At 56.7% G+C, this 14,000-nt stretch carries 11 protein-coding genes; 4 read left to right on the top strand and 7 right to left on the bottom strand.

The window, feature by feature from the left end; genetic code table 11:
- The 5 genes from rsxD to BN1117_RS17025 form a co-directional block, all read right to left on the bottom strand.
- On the bottom strand, positions 1–1,052 hold a 1,052-nt coding region (rsxD, locus tag BN1117_RS17045), incomplete at its 3' end, for an electron transport complex subunit RsxD (RefSeq protein ID WP_040099339.1).
- An 11-nt stretch (positions 1,053–1,063) separates the two neighbouring features.
- Positions 1,064–3,700 (bottom strand): electron transport complex subunit RsxC, encoded by a 2,637-nt coding sequence (gene rsxC, locus BN1117_RS17040; protein ID WP_040099337.1) that lies wholly within the window; start codon positions 3,698–3,700, stop codon positions 1,064–1,066.
- A 14-nt stretch (positions 3,701–3,714) separates the two neighbouring features.
- Positions 3,715–4,293: an electron transport complex subunit RsxB gene (gene rsxB, locus BN1117_RS17035; RefSeq protein ID WP_040099335.1), complete on the bottom strand. Its 579-nt coding sequence runs from the start codon at positions 4,291–4,293 to the stop codon at positions 3,715–3,717.
- 4 nt (positions 4,294–4,297) lie between these two features.
- Entirely contained in the window at positions 4,298–4,879 is a 582-nt protein-coding gene (gene rsxA, locus BN1117_RS17030) for an electron transport complex subunit RsxA (RefSeq protein ID WP_005337600.1), read from the bottom strand.
- A gap of 181 nt (positions 4,880–5,060) precedes the next feature.
- Positions 5,061–8,204 carry a DEAD/DEAH box helicase gene (locus BN1117_RS17025; RefSeq protein ID WP_040099333.1) on the bottom strand — a complete coding sequence of 1,048 codons (3,144 nt, stop codon included), beginning with the start codon at positions 8,202–8,204 and terminating at the stop codon, positions 5,061–5,063.
- A gap of 154 nt (positions 8,205–8,358) precedes the next feature.
- Between BN1117_RS17025 and BN1117_RS17020 the strand changes: the two genes are divergently transcribed.
- Both BN1117_RS17020 and thiI read left to right on the top strand, forming a co-directional pair.
- A complete protein-coding gene (locus tag BN1117_RS17020) occupies positions 8,359–8,826 on the top strand; it encodes a hypothetical protein (protein ID WP_040099331.1) in 468 nt (155 codons plus the stop codon).
- Between the two features lie 273 nt (positions 8,827–9,099).
- The gene (gene thiI / locus BN1117_RS17015; protein ID WP_040099329.1) at positions 9,100–10,548 is read left to right on the top strand and encodes a tRNA uracil 4-sulfurtransferase ThiI; all 1,449 of its coding nucleotides are present in this window, start codon (positions 9,100–9,102) and stop codon (positions 10,546–10,548) included.
- 71 nt (positions 10,549–10,619) lie between these two features.
- Here the strand turns inward: thiI and BN1117_RS17010 are convergent, their stop codons facing one another.
- Positions 10,620–11,012 (bottom strand): hypothetical protein, encoded by a 393-nt coding sequence (locus tag BN1117_RS17010; RefSeq protein ID WP_040099328.1) that lies wholly within the window; start codon positions 11,010–11,012, stop codon positions 10,620–10,622.
- A gap of 101 nt (positions 11,013–11,113) precedes the next feature.
- A complete protein-coding gene (locus BN1117_RS17005; RefSeq protein WP_040099326.1) occupies positions 11,114–11,746 on the bottom strand; it encodes a trimeric intracellular cation channel family protein in 633 nt (210 codons plus the stop codon).
- 383 nt (positions 11,747–12,129) lie between these two features.
- Between BN1117_RS17005 and BN1117_RS17000 the strand changes: the two genes are divergently transcribed.
- Entirely contained in the window at positions 12,130–12,990 is an 861-nt protein-coding gene (locus BN1117_RS17000; protein ID WP_040099325.1) for a flagellin N-terminal helical domain-containing protein, read from the top strand.
- A 690-nt stretch (positions 12,991–13,680) separates the two neighbouring features.
- Positions 13,681–14,000 (top strand): flagellin N-terminal helical domain-containing protein (locus BN1117_RS16995; RefSeq protein ID WP_040099012.1); only part of this gene is annotated, 320 nt, incomplete at its 3' end.

Below are 14,000 nucleotides of genomic sequence, written 5' to 3'. Positions count from 1 at the left end.
CATTGGCGACGGGCTCCGTATACCTTCGGGCGAGTCAGGCTGTCGATAAACGGCACACAAAGGTTGGCCAGCAGCACGGCAAAGGCGAACGCATCCGGATAGCCGCCAAAGCGGCGAATGATATAGACCAATACCCCGATCAGCAGGCCATAGATCAGCCGGCCCCGTGGCGTGGTGCTGGCACTGACCGGATCGGTGGCGATAAAGAAGGCACCCAGCATGGTTGCGCCGCTAAAGAGATGAAATATCGGCGTGGCGGTGGCATCCGGGCTCACCAGATAGCCGAGGGTCGAGGCCAGCAGCAGAGCACCGAGAGTCGCGGTGGGAATGCGCCAGTTGATCACCTTCTGTTGCAGCAGGAACAGGCCGCCCAGCAGATAGCCGAGGTTGACCCAGCTCCAGCCGATGCCGCCCCAACCCTCAAACAGCGGGCCACTCAGGATCTCGCCTGTAGTGAGCCCCTGGCTCAGGCCGGTTTTCATCGTATCGAGCGGGGTTGCCATGGTGAGACCATCCACCCCTTGCTTGAGCTGGGCCATGCTGTAGCCATCGAGGCTAAAGCCGGTAAAGATGACCGAGGCCGCATCGCCAAAGCCGAGGCTGTAGGCGCGCACGCTCTCCGGCGGCAGCCAGCTGGTCATCTGTACCGGGAAGGAGACCAGCAGCAGCACATAGGCGACCATGGCCGGGTTGAACAGGTTCTGGCCCAGCCCGCCGTAAAGGTGTTTGGCAACTATGATGGCGAAGGCAGTGCCCACTACCAGCATCCACCAGGGCAGCAGCGGCGGCAGGGAGAGGCCGATCAGCACGGCGGTGAGCGCCGCACTGCCATCCATCAGGGCTGGCTTGATGACGCGGCCACGGAGCTTGAGCACCAGCGCCTCGCACGCCAGCGCAGTGACCAGCGCCAGCAGGATCTGGATAAAGGAGCCCCAGCCAAAAAACCAGGTCTGGGCCAGCAAGCCTGGCACGCAGGCCAGGATCACCAGCAGCATCAGGGTGCGGGTCTGTTTGCGGTTATGGGCAAACGGCGCAGTCGCAATATGGAACATGAGTCTGTCGGTTACCTTGTGGTTGTTCGGTCGGCTGACGGTGCATCTTGAGCGACGGTCTCGGCTGCTCTGGCCGCCTCGGCTGCCAGCTTTTTCGCCTTGGCACGGGCGACGGCCGCCGCAATGGCCGCCTTTTTCGGATCAACGCTCGCCTCGGCAACGGCAGGTTCGGCCACGGCCTCGCTCATCGGCTCGGCGAGTGCTTGCTCACCGCGAGTCCCTTCTGCTGCCTGCATTGGCTCACCTTGTTCAGCTGCCTGCTGGGCCAGCTTTTTCGCCTTGGCGCGGGCGATGGCAGCGGCGATGGCGGCCTTCTTGGGATCGACCCCTTCGCTGGCAGCCGTTGCTGTATCGCTTTGGGTAGCAGTGGATCCGCTGGTGCCAGCACTTGCAGTCAGATCGCCCTCAGCGCTGTTACCCTGCTGGGCCAGCTTTTTGGCCTTGGCGCGGGCAATGGCAGCGGCGATGGCGGCCTTCTTGGGATCGACTGTTTCGCTGGCAGCAGATGGCGCGTCGCGTTGGGTAGCAGCGGATCCGCTGGTGCCAGCACTTGCAGTCAGATCGCCCTCAGCGCTGTTACCCTGCTGGGCCGCCTTTTTGGCCTTGGCACGGGCGATGGCAGCGGCGATGGCGGCTTTCTTGGGATCAACCCCTTCGCTGGCAGCCGTTGCTGTATCGCTTTGGATATCTGTGTCGGCTGCTGCGTTGTTGACTGCGCTTATCGGCTCGCCACTGGCTTCAGCCTTTTTGGCTTTGGCACGGGCGATGGCGGCGGCAATCGCTGCCTTTTTCGGATCAACTTCAGCCTTTTGCTGATCAGCATCTACCGCAGGGGCAGCAGCGGTTTCGGCAGCAGACTCGGCGCTCTCGCCAGCCTGAGCCGCTTTCTTGGCCTTGGCGCGGGCCAGTGCGGCAGCGATGGCCGCTTTTTTGGGATCGCTGGCGGGGTCAGCTATCTGCGTGGATTGCGCCGCGGCGGCAGTGTCACTGTTTGCGTTTTCCGCCAGTTTGGCGGCGCGGCGTGCCTCCGCTTCCCGTTTGCGGGCTTCGCGGGCGGCAATCACCGCGCTGTTGTCAGGCAAGCCCTCTGCGGTGGCGGCAATGGCGGTGATGGGGGCATCCTGCTTGGCCTTGATGCGGGCGAGAGCCGCGGCCACCGGATCTTCGCCGCCGGCGGCCGTCATGGTCTGACGGCGCTGGGCAGCGGCTTGCGCATGGCGGGCTTCGCGGGCCGCTTTTTCCCGCTCGAAACGGGCCTGCTTGGCCTCGAAACGCTGCTTGGCGCGCTCGGCTTTTTCGGCCTCGGCGCGGGCTTCGCGAATGTCATCCTTGGCGATCTTGTAGTACTGCACCAGCGGGATCTCGCTCGGGCAGACCCAGGCGCAGGCGCCGCACTCGATGCAGTCCATCAGGTTGAGCTGCTCGGCCTTGTCATACTCCTTGGCCTTGCTGTACCAGTAGAGCTCTTGCGGCAGCAGGGTGGCCGGGCAGACATCGGCGCAGGCGCTGCAACGAATGCAGGGCTGCTCCGGGCCGGGGGCGGGTAGTTCGGCTTGCGTTGGCGCCAGCAGGCAGTTGGTGGCCTTGACCACAGGCACCATGGCGTGGGGCAGGGTAAAGCCCATCATGGGGCCACCCATGATCACCCTCTGCTCCGCTTCCGGTTGCAGCTCGAAACGCTGCAACAGCCAGCGTACCGGCGTACCGAGGCGCACCCAGGCGTTGCCGGGCTGCTTGAAGCTGTCACCGGTAAGGGTAACGATCCGCTCGATCAGTGGCTCGCCGTCGATAATGGCGCGCTTGATGGCAAACACGGTGGCCACGTTGAGCACCATGATACCAATATCGACCGCGCGGCCACCCTTGGGTACCTGACGGCCGGTCAGCAACTGAATGGTCTGCTTGGCACCGCCCGATGGGTACTTGGTCGGTACCGTCTTGACCATTACATCCGGGTCTGTGGCATGGCGGGTCAGCTCGGCGATCGCCTCGGGCTTGTTGTCTTCCACCCCGATCAGGGTCAGCTTGGGCTTGAGCAGGTGCTTGAGCACCCGGATGCCATCCATGATCTCATCGGCGTATTGCTGCATCAGCCGATCGTCGGTGGTGATATAGGGTTCGCACTCCAGCCCGTTGACGATCAAAATCTCGGTGAGCTGGCCGCGGCCGTCGAGCTTGCTGTGGGTGGGGAACACAGCGCCGCCAAGGCCCGCCACCCCCGCCTGCTGGATGCGTTCGAGCAGCTCGCCCCGCTCCAGATTCCAGTAATCGGCTTTGCCATTGCGCTCGCCCCAGGCATCTTCGCCATCGGGGGTGATGGTAACGCAGAGATCGCCGAGCCCGGAGGGGTGGGCAACCGTGTGTGTGCCAATCTCGGTGATGGTGCCGGAGGTGGAGGCATGCACCGGCACCGTCCGCCCTTTGGCGTAACGGGTCAGCGGCTGCCCTTTTTTGACCTTGTCGCCTACCTGCACCAGCAGATCACCGGCGGGGCCTGCGTGCTGGCGCAGCGGAATAATAAGGCGTGGCGGCAGACCGGCGTCTACCACCGGGCTCTGGCTTGATTGCAGCTTGTTGTCGGCGGGGTGAATGCCACCGTGAAAGTCCCACAGCGTGCCGGCTTTGATACGTTCGAGTAAGGAATGCATGGTTGCTCCGCTGTTTATTCCACTATCTTGACCGGAATCTTGCCCGGAACCTGCACGTTATTGAGATCCCACTTCCAGTTATCGACCGTGGTGGGCACCGGGATCATCTCGATGCAGTCGGTCGGGCAAGGGTCAACGCAGAGATCGCAACCGGTGCACTCGTTGGCAATCACCGTATGCATCGCTTTGGTGGCGCCGACGATGGCATCCACCGGGCAGGCCTGAATGCACTTGGTGCAGCCGATGCACTGATCTTCGTGGATAAAGGCGACCTTCTTGACCGGCACCGCGGCCACGTCACTGCCCCCCATCGGCTGGGGCTCGACCCCCATCAGATCTGCAATTTTGCGCATGGTGGCCTCGCCACCGGGCACGCACTTGTTGATCTGATCGCCGCCCGCGAGCGCCTCGGCGTAGGGTTTGCAGCCAGGATAGCCGCACTGGCCACACTGGGTCTGGGGCAGCAAGGCATCGAGCTGATCGACGACGGGGTCCGCTTCTACATGAAACTTGACGGCGGCAAAGCCCAGGATAATCCCGAACGCCAGCGCCAGCAGGGTGAGCACCAGAATGGCAAAGAGTATGTGAGTCATAGCGCTATATCTTGATAAGGCCGGTAAAGCCCATAAAAGCCAGCGACATCAGACCGGCGGTGATCATGGCAATGGAGACCCCGCGAAACGGCGCGGGCACATCGGCGGCGACCAGTCGCTCGCGCATGGCGGCAAACAGGATCAACACCAGCGAGAAGCCGGTGGCAGCGCCAAAGCCGTAGATCACGCTCTGGATAAAGTCGTGTCTCTCATTGATGCTGAGCAGCGCTACCCCGAGCACCGCACAGTTGGTGGTGATGAGGGGCAGGAAGATCCCCAGCAGGCGATAGAGGGTCGGGCTGCTCTTGCGCACCACCATCTCGGTAAACTGCACCACCACGGCGATCACCAGAATAAAGGCGAGGGTGCGCAGATAGGCGATATCCAGCGGCAGCAGGATATAGTGCTCCACCAGATAGGAGCTGGCACTGGCCAGAGTCATCACGAAGGTGGTCGCCAGCCCCATGCCGATGGCGGTTTCCAGCTTGCCCGAGACCCCCATAAAGGGGCAGAGGCCGAGGAATTTCACCAGCACGAAGTTGTTAACCAGCACGGTGCCGATCAATAAAAGCAGGTACTCAGTCATCAATTACCGTCACTGAAAGTCGGGTTATCCGGGTTTGAAGGCGGGCGGTATTATCTGACGTTAGGGCCAGTTAAACAACCGCAAGGCCGCATGGTTATTATGCAACTGGATAATTTAGCCGGGGTTTTGGGCAAGAATCCGGTGGGTTTTGCGCCATTTTCCCACCGGGTGAGAAGTCTTACTAACCAACCGCCAGTTTGGCGGCCTCTTTCCACATAAATGGCGGCATCGGAGTGGTGAGTCGCCATTTAATGTTCATTGGTTGGCTGCCAGTGTGGGATACGTACTCCACCTCACCAAAGTTCACAAAGCCAAGGGTGCGGCCAAATTCATCTTTGCTCTGCTCACGGACGAACAAAAACAAGCGCTTACCTTCTGCTCTGTGGTTGATGTAACTCAGCCCCTTACCCCGTTCTGGGCGAGCGCTGTTTTGGCTCTGCCAATGAAACAGCGACTCGTTGATGGCGTAGTCGTGATAACGAGTGGTGGGGGAGAAGTGCTGCTCCGTTTTGTTCAAGGTCACAAACAGTAACTCGATATTTTGCTCTGCGATGACATAGACCCCTTCGCGAGCCGTGGGTTGTTGCACGAAGGTGGTTGCGCCAAAGCCAACCAGCACCTGCTCTCTGGCATAACGGGCATGCAGTTGCAGTGGATTGTCGGTAAGGTCGGGCATGGTGCTTTGTTCGTGCTTCACCCGGTTGATCAGCATGGGCAACAGATCTGCCAGCTCGGCCCTTAATTCAGGTTGATTGAGTTGTTTCAGGCTGTGCGCCAAGGAGTTAAAGCCTGCGTTAGGGCCGCTCTGTTGCCAGAAGTCGTAATGGCACATCAAGGCCATCCGTTCATCGTGTTCGGCCGTTAAGGTAAAGGCGTCTGCCACCAAGGTTTGTAAGAATTTCAAGTAATGGAGCGCATCACAGCCCAATAGCCGGGTTTTGATGGCCCGGGTGTAGAGGGTGGATAGTTTCTCATCGCTCATTTCAGAAACGGTATGGTTGTGGGCCTGTTTGACCAAGGCGCTCCAATTGCCGCGCTTGTAGATCTCCTCAAGGCTGATGTGAGGGTAGAACGTCAAAAAGTTCGCCAGCGTCAGCGGTAAATCACAGTCCTGCGAGAAACGGCGGATCAGGCCCATGAGGCGCGAGGTATTGAGGGTCGCCTTCTTGATATTGCTCAGAATGAACTCTTGGGTCTGTTTTGAGAGTTCGATGCGGCAGCCCAAGGGGGCGTGAGGGAAGCCCTGTTTGATTTCGTGGCTGATCGCCTTATTGGTTTTACCCACCAGTGCGCGGAATTTTTGGGCAAAGTCATACTCCGCATGGGCATTGCCAACAAAGTCCAATACGGTGCAGCACTCTTTATCGCTCGCCAGCCGCAGGCCGCGCCCTAATTGCTGCAAAAAGATGGTGAGGCTTTCCGTTGGTCGTAAAAACAGCAAGGTATCGACTTCCGGGATATCGACCCCTTCGTTGAAGATGTCCACCACGCAAAGAATGTTGATCACGCCGGTACGTAAATCTTGTTGTTTACTATGCCGCTCGTCTCGGTTATCGCTGGTGAGAATGTCAGCCTTGATGCCCTTCAATAAAAATGCTTTGCGCATAAAATCGGCATGTTCACGGCTCACACAAAATGCCAGCGCTTTGATCTTGGTAATATCGGTGACGATCTCAGCGAGACTCTGGACGATTTTCTGAACCCGGCTGTTATTTTTAGTGTAAATATTGGTCAGTGCAGTAATGTCATAACGGCCATTTTTCCAAGCCACTTGGCGCAAGTCTGTATCATCATCGATACCAAAATATTGGAATGGACAGAGATGGCGACGATTGATGGCCTCGGGCAAGCGGATTTCAGCGGCGATGACACCACAAAAGTCAGCGAGAATATCACCGCCATCATGGCGCTCTGGGGTTGCGGTCAATCCCAACAAAATCTGAGGTTCAAAGGCGGCGAGCAGACCGCGATAACTGGCCGCCGCAATATGGTGAACTTCATCAATGACGATGTAATCGAAATAGTCTGGGCTAAGACGTAAATTAGCCAGCTGGTTATTCAAGGATTGCACCGAGGCAAATAGTTGACGGTAGTGGGTTGGCACGGCGCCGCCGACCAAGAGCTCGCCAAAATTGGATTGCTTGAGCACTCCGCGGTACGAAGCTAATGCTTGGCGCAAGATCTCCTCTTTGTGGGCGACAAACAGAAACTTGGCATCGGGTTTGGTTTTCAAAAAACGCGCAAAATCAAAGGCGGAGATCAGGGTTTTCCCTGTACCGGTAGCCGCTACCACCAAATTACGACAGCGCTGGTGTAAAGCGCGCTCCATCGCCAATTGTTCAAGGATCTCCAGTTGATGGGGAAACGGCGTGATATCAAAGAAATAGGCAGGGCTATTTTTGTCACTATCCCCACGGGCCTCTTGCAGCGCATGCTGCAATTTTGTACGGCTTTCCAGCTTGCCATCAAACAGCTCAAAATCATCGGATTCCCAATAGGTTTCAAAGGTACTCAGGGATTTCTCGATAATATGCGGGATCTCTTGCGAGGTGATTTTTAGGTTCCACTCCAAACCGCTGGTGAGGGCAGAGTGAGAGAGGTTGGATGAACCTATATAGCCGGTATGAAAGCCAGTATGTCGGCAAAAGAGATAACTCTTGGCATGCAACCGCTCGCGCTGGGTGTTATAGCTGAGTTTGACTGCGGTGTTGGGCAGGCTGGCTAAAAATTCAACTGCCTTGGCGTCGGTTGCCCCCATATAAGAGGTGGTAATCACTTTTAATTGGCGACCGCTGCGAGTGAACTCTTCCAGCTCATGTCGGAAAATCCGGATACCTGCCCATTTGATAAATGAGACCAGCCAGCAGATGCTATCTGCCGATAATATCTCCCGTTTAATCTCCGACTCCATCGACAACCCCCCATTGCTGCCGCAGAACAGCTCACTTTGCGTCAGACCGGTCAGAGGGAAAATATCTTCGGCATATTGCTTTAAATTGGCGGAGATGGGGTTATCCAACTGGTAGAGCGCTGTCAGAATTTTTCCCTGACTATCGATGAGGTTCTCGCCAATAAAGTCTGGGTCTTGGGTGCGATCCTTTAGCCAAAGCAGTAACTGGTTAGCCAGCTCAATCTGCCGTTGCAGTTGATCCTCTCCAGTGACCGAACCCACCGCATATTCCAAAACCCGGCTCAGAAATCTGGATAACCAAACTGCCGCTTCGGCAGGCTCAAGTTGGCGTTCCCCCACGTAAAAGCGATCGCGGTCGAGTCGAGATGTCAGCAGTTGAGTAATGAGCTGTTCATAAATACCGCATTGTTGCATCGTACAGTGCCCTTGAACGTTGTACATGAGGGTGGCGAGAAGAGTATCATTTTTTCCAACCAAATCAGTAAGCTGTTGTCGCCTGTTACTCGTTTGAAAATCGCCCCGGTTTTCGGTAAGAGAGCCCGGCAGTGACAACCACAGGGAGGTGGTGATGGATCCGGTTTCCTATCTTTTTTCGGCTTATCTCAATCTGGTACAGCAGCAGGTTGCGGATATCTATGGCACCGAGGCCAAGACGCTGGTGGTGCAGTATGAGGGGGAATCAGTACCCTTCTCGTTTCAGCTGTGGCAGATCCAGCAGCCGAGTGTTTGTCGCCCTTACCAGCAGGATGTGCCGCGCTTTAGCCAGTGCACGGTCAAGGCGTCCGCCCTGTTTCACAAGCTGTGCGATGACTTGACCCGGCAGGATGACAGCAGTTGGCAACTGCCCAAATTTCGCACCATGTATTGCTCGGCGGCCATCAGTTATCGGCCGATGATTGCAGAGATTGGGGATGCCAAGCAGAGTCCTGCCAAGCTGGTGGAGCGCGCCTGTAATCTGGCGATTCTGGCGGCGATGGACAGTGACGATGAAGCCCTGCTGGCCCAGCGTGACAAAGCGTGCGCTGCGGTGCAGTGAGGCGGATTTATCTGACCAGATCATTTGCGCTCTCTTGGTGTGCCACGACAGCCCTATCAGAAGAAAGAGATCTATAAGTGGGAGAAACGTGCCCGAACGATCGCCACCCGGTTTGGCAGCACTACGCAATATTGGCTCTGTACGGCTCTGTACGGCTCTGTACGGCTCTGGTTGGGCGGGTTGGTAACCGGGCAAGTGTTCATCCAGTAGGCGCTGGTCACAAAGTTCTGATATAATCCGCGCCCTTAAATTGAGGCCACCCGAGTTATTACCATGAAGTTCATTATCAAGCTGTTCCCCGAAATCACCATCAAGAGCAAGTCGGTTCGCCAGCGCTTTATCAAGATCCTGCAGGGCAATATCCGTAATGTCCTGCGCCGCTTCGACGATGATGCCCGGGTGCGGATGGATTGGGACAAGCTGATTGTGAGCTCCCGCAATGATCAGTTCCGCGAGCAGGCCATCGAAGCCCTGGCCTGTATTCCGGGCATTCAGGCCTTTCTCGAGGTACAGGCGAGCAAGTTTACCGACCTGCACGATATCTTCGAGCAGGTGAAAGCGGTCTGGGGCGATCAGCTCGCGGGCAAGACTTTCTGCGTGCGCGCCAAGCGCCACGGCAAGCATGAGTTCTCCTCGCTGGAGGTTGAGCGCTACGTGGGCGGCGGTCTGAACCAGCACTGCCAGAGCAACGGCGTGCGCCTCAAGAACCCGGATGTGAAGATTAACCTCGAAATTGACGGCGAAGAGCTCTTTATCGTCAGCGCCATCCATCAGGGGCTGAGCGGCATGCCCATCGCCACCCAGGAAGATGTGCTCAGTCTGCTCTCCGGCGGTTTTGACTCCGGCGTTGCGTCGTTCCAGTTCATCAAGCGCGGCTGCCGGGTGCACTACTGTTTCTTCAATCTGGGCGGTGCGGCCCACGAGATCGGCGTCAAGCAGGTGGCCTATCACCTGTGGAACCGCTTTGGTTCATCCCATCGGGTACGTTTCACCGCGGTAGACTTCGAGCCGGTGGTGGCCGAGATCCTCGAGAAGATCGACAACGGCCAGATGGGCGTGGTGCTCAAGCGGATGATGATGCGCGCCGCCGCCAAGGTGGCCGATGAGTGCCAGATCCCGGCGCTGGTGACCGGCGAGTGTGTGGGTCAGGTATCCAGCCAGACCCTTACCAACCTCAACGTCATCGACCGGGTGACCGACAAGGTGATCCTGCGCCCGCTCATCACGTGGGACAAGCCGGACATCATCAGTGAAGCCCGCCGCATCGGTACCCTGGAGTTCGCCGAGACCATGCCGGAGTATTGCGGTGTTATCTCCAAGAAGCCGACGGTGAAGGCCGAGCTCGCTCGTATTGAAGAGGAAGAGGGCAATTTCGACTTCGCTATTCTGGACAAGGTGGTGGCCGAGGCCCGTTATCTCGATATCCGCCGTATCGGTGAAGAGACCGCCGCCGAGGTGCAGGAGGTGGAGACCACTGCCGCGACCGGTGATAACGAGGTGATCCTGGATATCCGCTCCATGGAAGAGCATGATGACAAGCCGCTGGTGGTGGAAGGTCGTGAAGTGCTGCATATCCCCTTCTTCAAGCTGGCTACCGCTTTTGGCGATCTGCCCAAAGAGCAGACCTATCTGCTCTATTGCGATCGCGGTGTGATGAGCAAGCTGCAGGCGCTCTATCTGAAAGAGAAGGGCTTTGCCAACGTCAAGGTGTACCGCCCGTAAGGGTATCTTTCACCTTCAATAAAAAATCCGGCCAATGTGCCGGATTTTTTATTCATCAGAGCTGTTGCTGTTCAAGGGCAGGGCACCGGGGTGAAGGAGTCCTGTCCCTCACAGCGCCAGCCCATTTCCGCCTCCCGCATTTGCCACAGGTTGTTGCTGCGGTAGAGGGTCAGGATATAGAGCATATCGCTGTGGGCGCCGTCCAGTGCGACCGAGAGCACCAAGTGGTTATCCAATTGCTGTGCATGGATCCGGCTTGGGGTGTCGTTGTGGCCAACAAAGCGCATCGCCACTTCACGATAGTCGTTGACCCAATGCTGTTGCTGGTCACTGGCCTGCTGTATGACCTGATTGAACTGTTGCACCGGGGTCGATGCCAGACGGCCAAACACTATTTGAGCTCCGGCCTGAAATGCCGTCGCACTCGCCATAACAAGGGTGGCGAGTATACCGATTTTTTGCATGAGAAAGTCCGGCTAACAACCACTGCTTTCTATGACAACAGAAAAGGTGATTTGGTTCAACACAAGGCCCCCAGCGACATGATGGCGCTGTGGGCCTGCTCTCAATTGCGCTGCAATGAGAAGGTGGGGAGCGACAAATGCCAGTAGATAGCGGCAACCCGTAACCCGAATACGGCACTCATGCAGATAAGCATTGCTGTCACTCTCTCCATACCCGTCTCCAGCGCCAGGGTATAGAGAATGCCGCCGAGGATACAGGCGGTGGCATAGATCTCCTTTTGCAGCACCATGGGCACTTCTCGCGCCAATACATCGCGGATCATGCCGCCGGCTACCCCGGTCATGGTCCCCATCAGTACGGCGATGAGCCCCGAGGTGCCAAAATTGAGTGCTTTTTGCGCGCCAATGACGGTAAAGAGGGCCAGCCCGAAGGCATCGGCCACCGGCAGTACATACCAGGGCATTCTGCGGGGCAGTTTGACCATCCACATACCGATCAGCGCCGTCGCAATGACGACCCAGATATAGAGGGGGTCACGCACCCAGAATACCGGGGTCGCCCCCAGGATCATGTCACGGATGGTGCCGCCACCGATGGCAGTGACCGCCGCCAATACCATGACGCCAAATCCGTCCATTCTGAGCCGGCCTGCCACCAATACCCCTGAAAACGCGAATACCGCAGTACCAAACATGTCGCTGATGTAAACAATCTGCTCAACCAGTGTCTGCATGGAGAACAACTCACGCCAAATTGTTGATCGGGCCGCGATTTTAGGGGCTGCTGAGCCCAATCGCCAACTGTGCTCGACAAAAATGCGAGTCTACAGCGGTTTTTTCTTGCGGCATGAACCGGGTGAGTCTGGTGGATGCGCGCTGGCCCCAGCCGTTGGCGGGGGGCTGGAGCTTGTTCCAGTCGTCTCTGGTTGCCCGATTTTTTCCTTAAGTTTCCCCCTGACCCGCCGATATATAGGGTAAGCGGCGTTAATGCGATGAAGCGTTAAAAAAAATGCTAAAGACATCGAAAAACGAGCCGTTAAATAAGACGCATCGGGCACAAACTAAAAAGAAAGCCTGAGCTAATAAAGAGCAAATTTAATCGCTTAGGAGAAATATCATGAGTATGTATGTAAATACCAACGTATCGAGCATCAACTCGCAGCGTAACCTCTATAACACCAACAAAGCTTTGGATACTGCGTATCAACGTCTCTCCTCTGGCTTGCGCATTAATACAGCCAAGGACGATGCGGCTGGTCTGCAGATCTCCAACCGTTTGACCTCCCAGATCAACGGTTTGAACCAGGGTAACCGTAACGCCAACGACGGCATTTCGCTGGCCCAGACTGCTGAAGGGGCGATGGAAGAGATCACCGGCATGTTCCAGCGGATGCGGGTGCTGGCTGAGCAATCGGCCAACGGTTCAAATACCGATGCTGACCGTTCTGCCATCCAGCAGGAAGTGCGACAGCTGGCCACCGAAATCAACCGGATTGCCAAAGATACCACCTTTGGTGGTACCAAGTTACTCGATGGTAACTATAAAGGTATCTTCCAGGTGGGGGCCGATGCCAAGCAAACCATCAGCTTTACGCTTTCTCAGACTGACGGCTTTAGTATCTCGGGATTGGGTGCTGCTGCAAGTGTCGCCACGATTTTTGGTGCGGCTTCCTCATTGTCAGTGTCGACCCAGGATAACGCGCAAAGTGTGTTGGGGGCGGTGGACAAGATGATTGCCCGGGTGGATAGCAAACGTGCCGAGCTGGGTGCCATTCAAAACAGGATGGAGTCAACCATTCGTAACCAGGCCAACATAGCTGAAAACGTCAGCGCTGCCCGCTCCCGCATCAGAGATGCTGATTTTGCGCAAGAGACGGCCGCATTGACCCAATACAACATTCTGCAACAGGCGGCATCAACTGTGCTGGGGCAGGCAAACCAGCGTCCCAATGGCGCACTTCAGTTGTTAAGAGGTTAATAAAAAAGAAAGGCGGTTGTTCAGGCCGCCTTTCGGTAGGACGCATCAGAGGGTGTTCGGGAAATCATGTCTCTGATAAGTCACAACACTGTAGTAAACTATTATGCTCAGCGAGCGCGGTTTGCAACTGCACAACCTGACTCGCCACATTCTCCTGAGCTAAAGCTCGTTGGCCGACCTTGAGTCGGCCTTTTTTATAGCACTGCTCATGCTTTTGTTGTCATAAAACACAAAGCATGAAACATGCCAGTTTGAAGTTTTAGCTATGTTGGCGGCGGCTGGTGCGGATCTATCCGACGGTCTGACCATCAGTCAGGCAGATGCTGGTCTTGATAAGTCAATATATTGACGTCGAACGCGGGGTACCGAGGCGTGCGGTGACCCTGCTATCTCCTCTTCCCGCTTCATTATCTTTACATCCCCCCAAGTTGACTGGAAGCCACAGGTCGGGGCGGCAATGTTTTGCCGCCAGCGGCAAAAAATCCTCAAGCTTGTTGCAACGCGGCCGTTAACCAGAGTAAGCAAAAGAAGGTGTTCGGGACTCCTGAATTTTGCGGTGTGGCGGTGGTTGTCTGTTCAAACAACTGCCGCTGGTCGAGAGTCGAAGGGTTTGTTCACCCCTTCACTCCCGGATTGCAACAGGGCTGATGTTAGCGAGGCCTGCAGTCTGTATCGAATGGGAGAAATATCATGTCGATGTTTATTAATACCAATGTGTCCTCGCTGAACTCTCAGCGGAACCTGATGAATACCAACAAGGCGTTGGATACCGCCTACCAACGCCTCTCCTCTGGCTTGCGGATCAACAGTGCCAAAGATGATGCGGCTGGTCTGCAGATTTCCAACCGTTTGACCTCCCAGATCAACGGTTTGAACCAGGGTAACCGTAACGCCAATGACGGTATCTCCCTGGCACAAACCGCTGAAGGGGCGATGGAAGAGATCACCGGTATGTTCCAGCGGATGCGGGTGCTGGCCGAGCAGTCAGCTAACGGCTCCAACACAGATGC

Origin of the sequence: Aeromonas australiensis (genome assembly GCF_000819725.1) — a bacterium.
GTDB lineage: Bacteria > Pseudomonadota > Gammaproteobacteria > Enterobacterales > Aeromonadaceae > Aeromonas > Aeromonas australiensis.
The sequence above is the reverse complement of the archived record's forward strand: the minus strand, read 5'-3'. Positions and strand labels throughout refer to the sequence as shown.

Bases quoted from the DNA above. Each gene is read 5' to 3' on its own strand.
- rsxB (WP_040099335.1), bottom strand. From the start codon at position 4,293: ATGACTCACATACTCTTTGCCATTCTGGTGCTCACCCTGCTGGCGCTG.
- BN1117_RS17020 (WP_040099331.1), top strand. From the start codon at position 8,359: ATGGATCCGGTTTCCTATCTTTTTTCGGCTTATCTCAATCTGGTACAG.
- thiI (WP_040099329.1), top strand. From the start codon at position 9,100: ATGAAGTTCATTATCAAGCTGTTCCCCGAAATCACCATCAAGAGCAAG.
- BN1117_RS17010 (WP_040099328.1), bottom strand. From the start codon at position 11,012: ATGCAAAAAATCGGTATACTCGCCACCCTTGTTATGGCGAGTGCGACG.
- BN1117_RS17025 (WP_040099333.1), bottom strand. From the start codon at position 8,204: ATGCAACAATGCGGTATTTATGAACAGCTCATTACTCAACTGCTGACA.
- rsxC (WP_040099337.1), bottom strand. From the start codon at position 3,700: ATGCATTCCTTACTCGAACGTATCAAAGCCGGCACGCTGTGGGACTTT.
- rsxA (WP_005337600.1), bottom strand. From the start codon at position 4,879: ATGACTGAGTACCTGCTTTTATTGATCGGCACCGTGCTGGTTAACAAC.
- BN1117_RS17005 (WP_040099326.1), bottom strand. From the start codon at position 11,746: ATGCAGACACTGGTTGAGCAGATTGTTTACATCAGCGACATGTTTGGT.
- BN1117_RS17000 (WP_040099325.1), top strand. From the start codon at position 12,130: ATGAGTATGTATGTAAATACCAACGTATCGAGCATCAACTCGCAGCGT.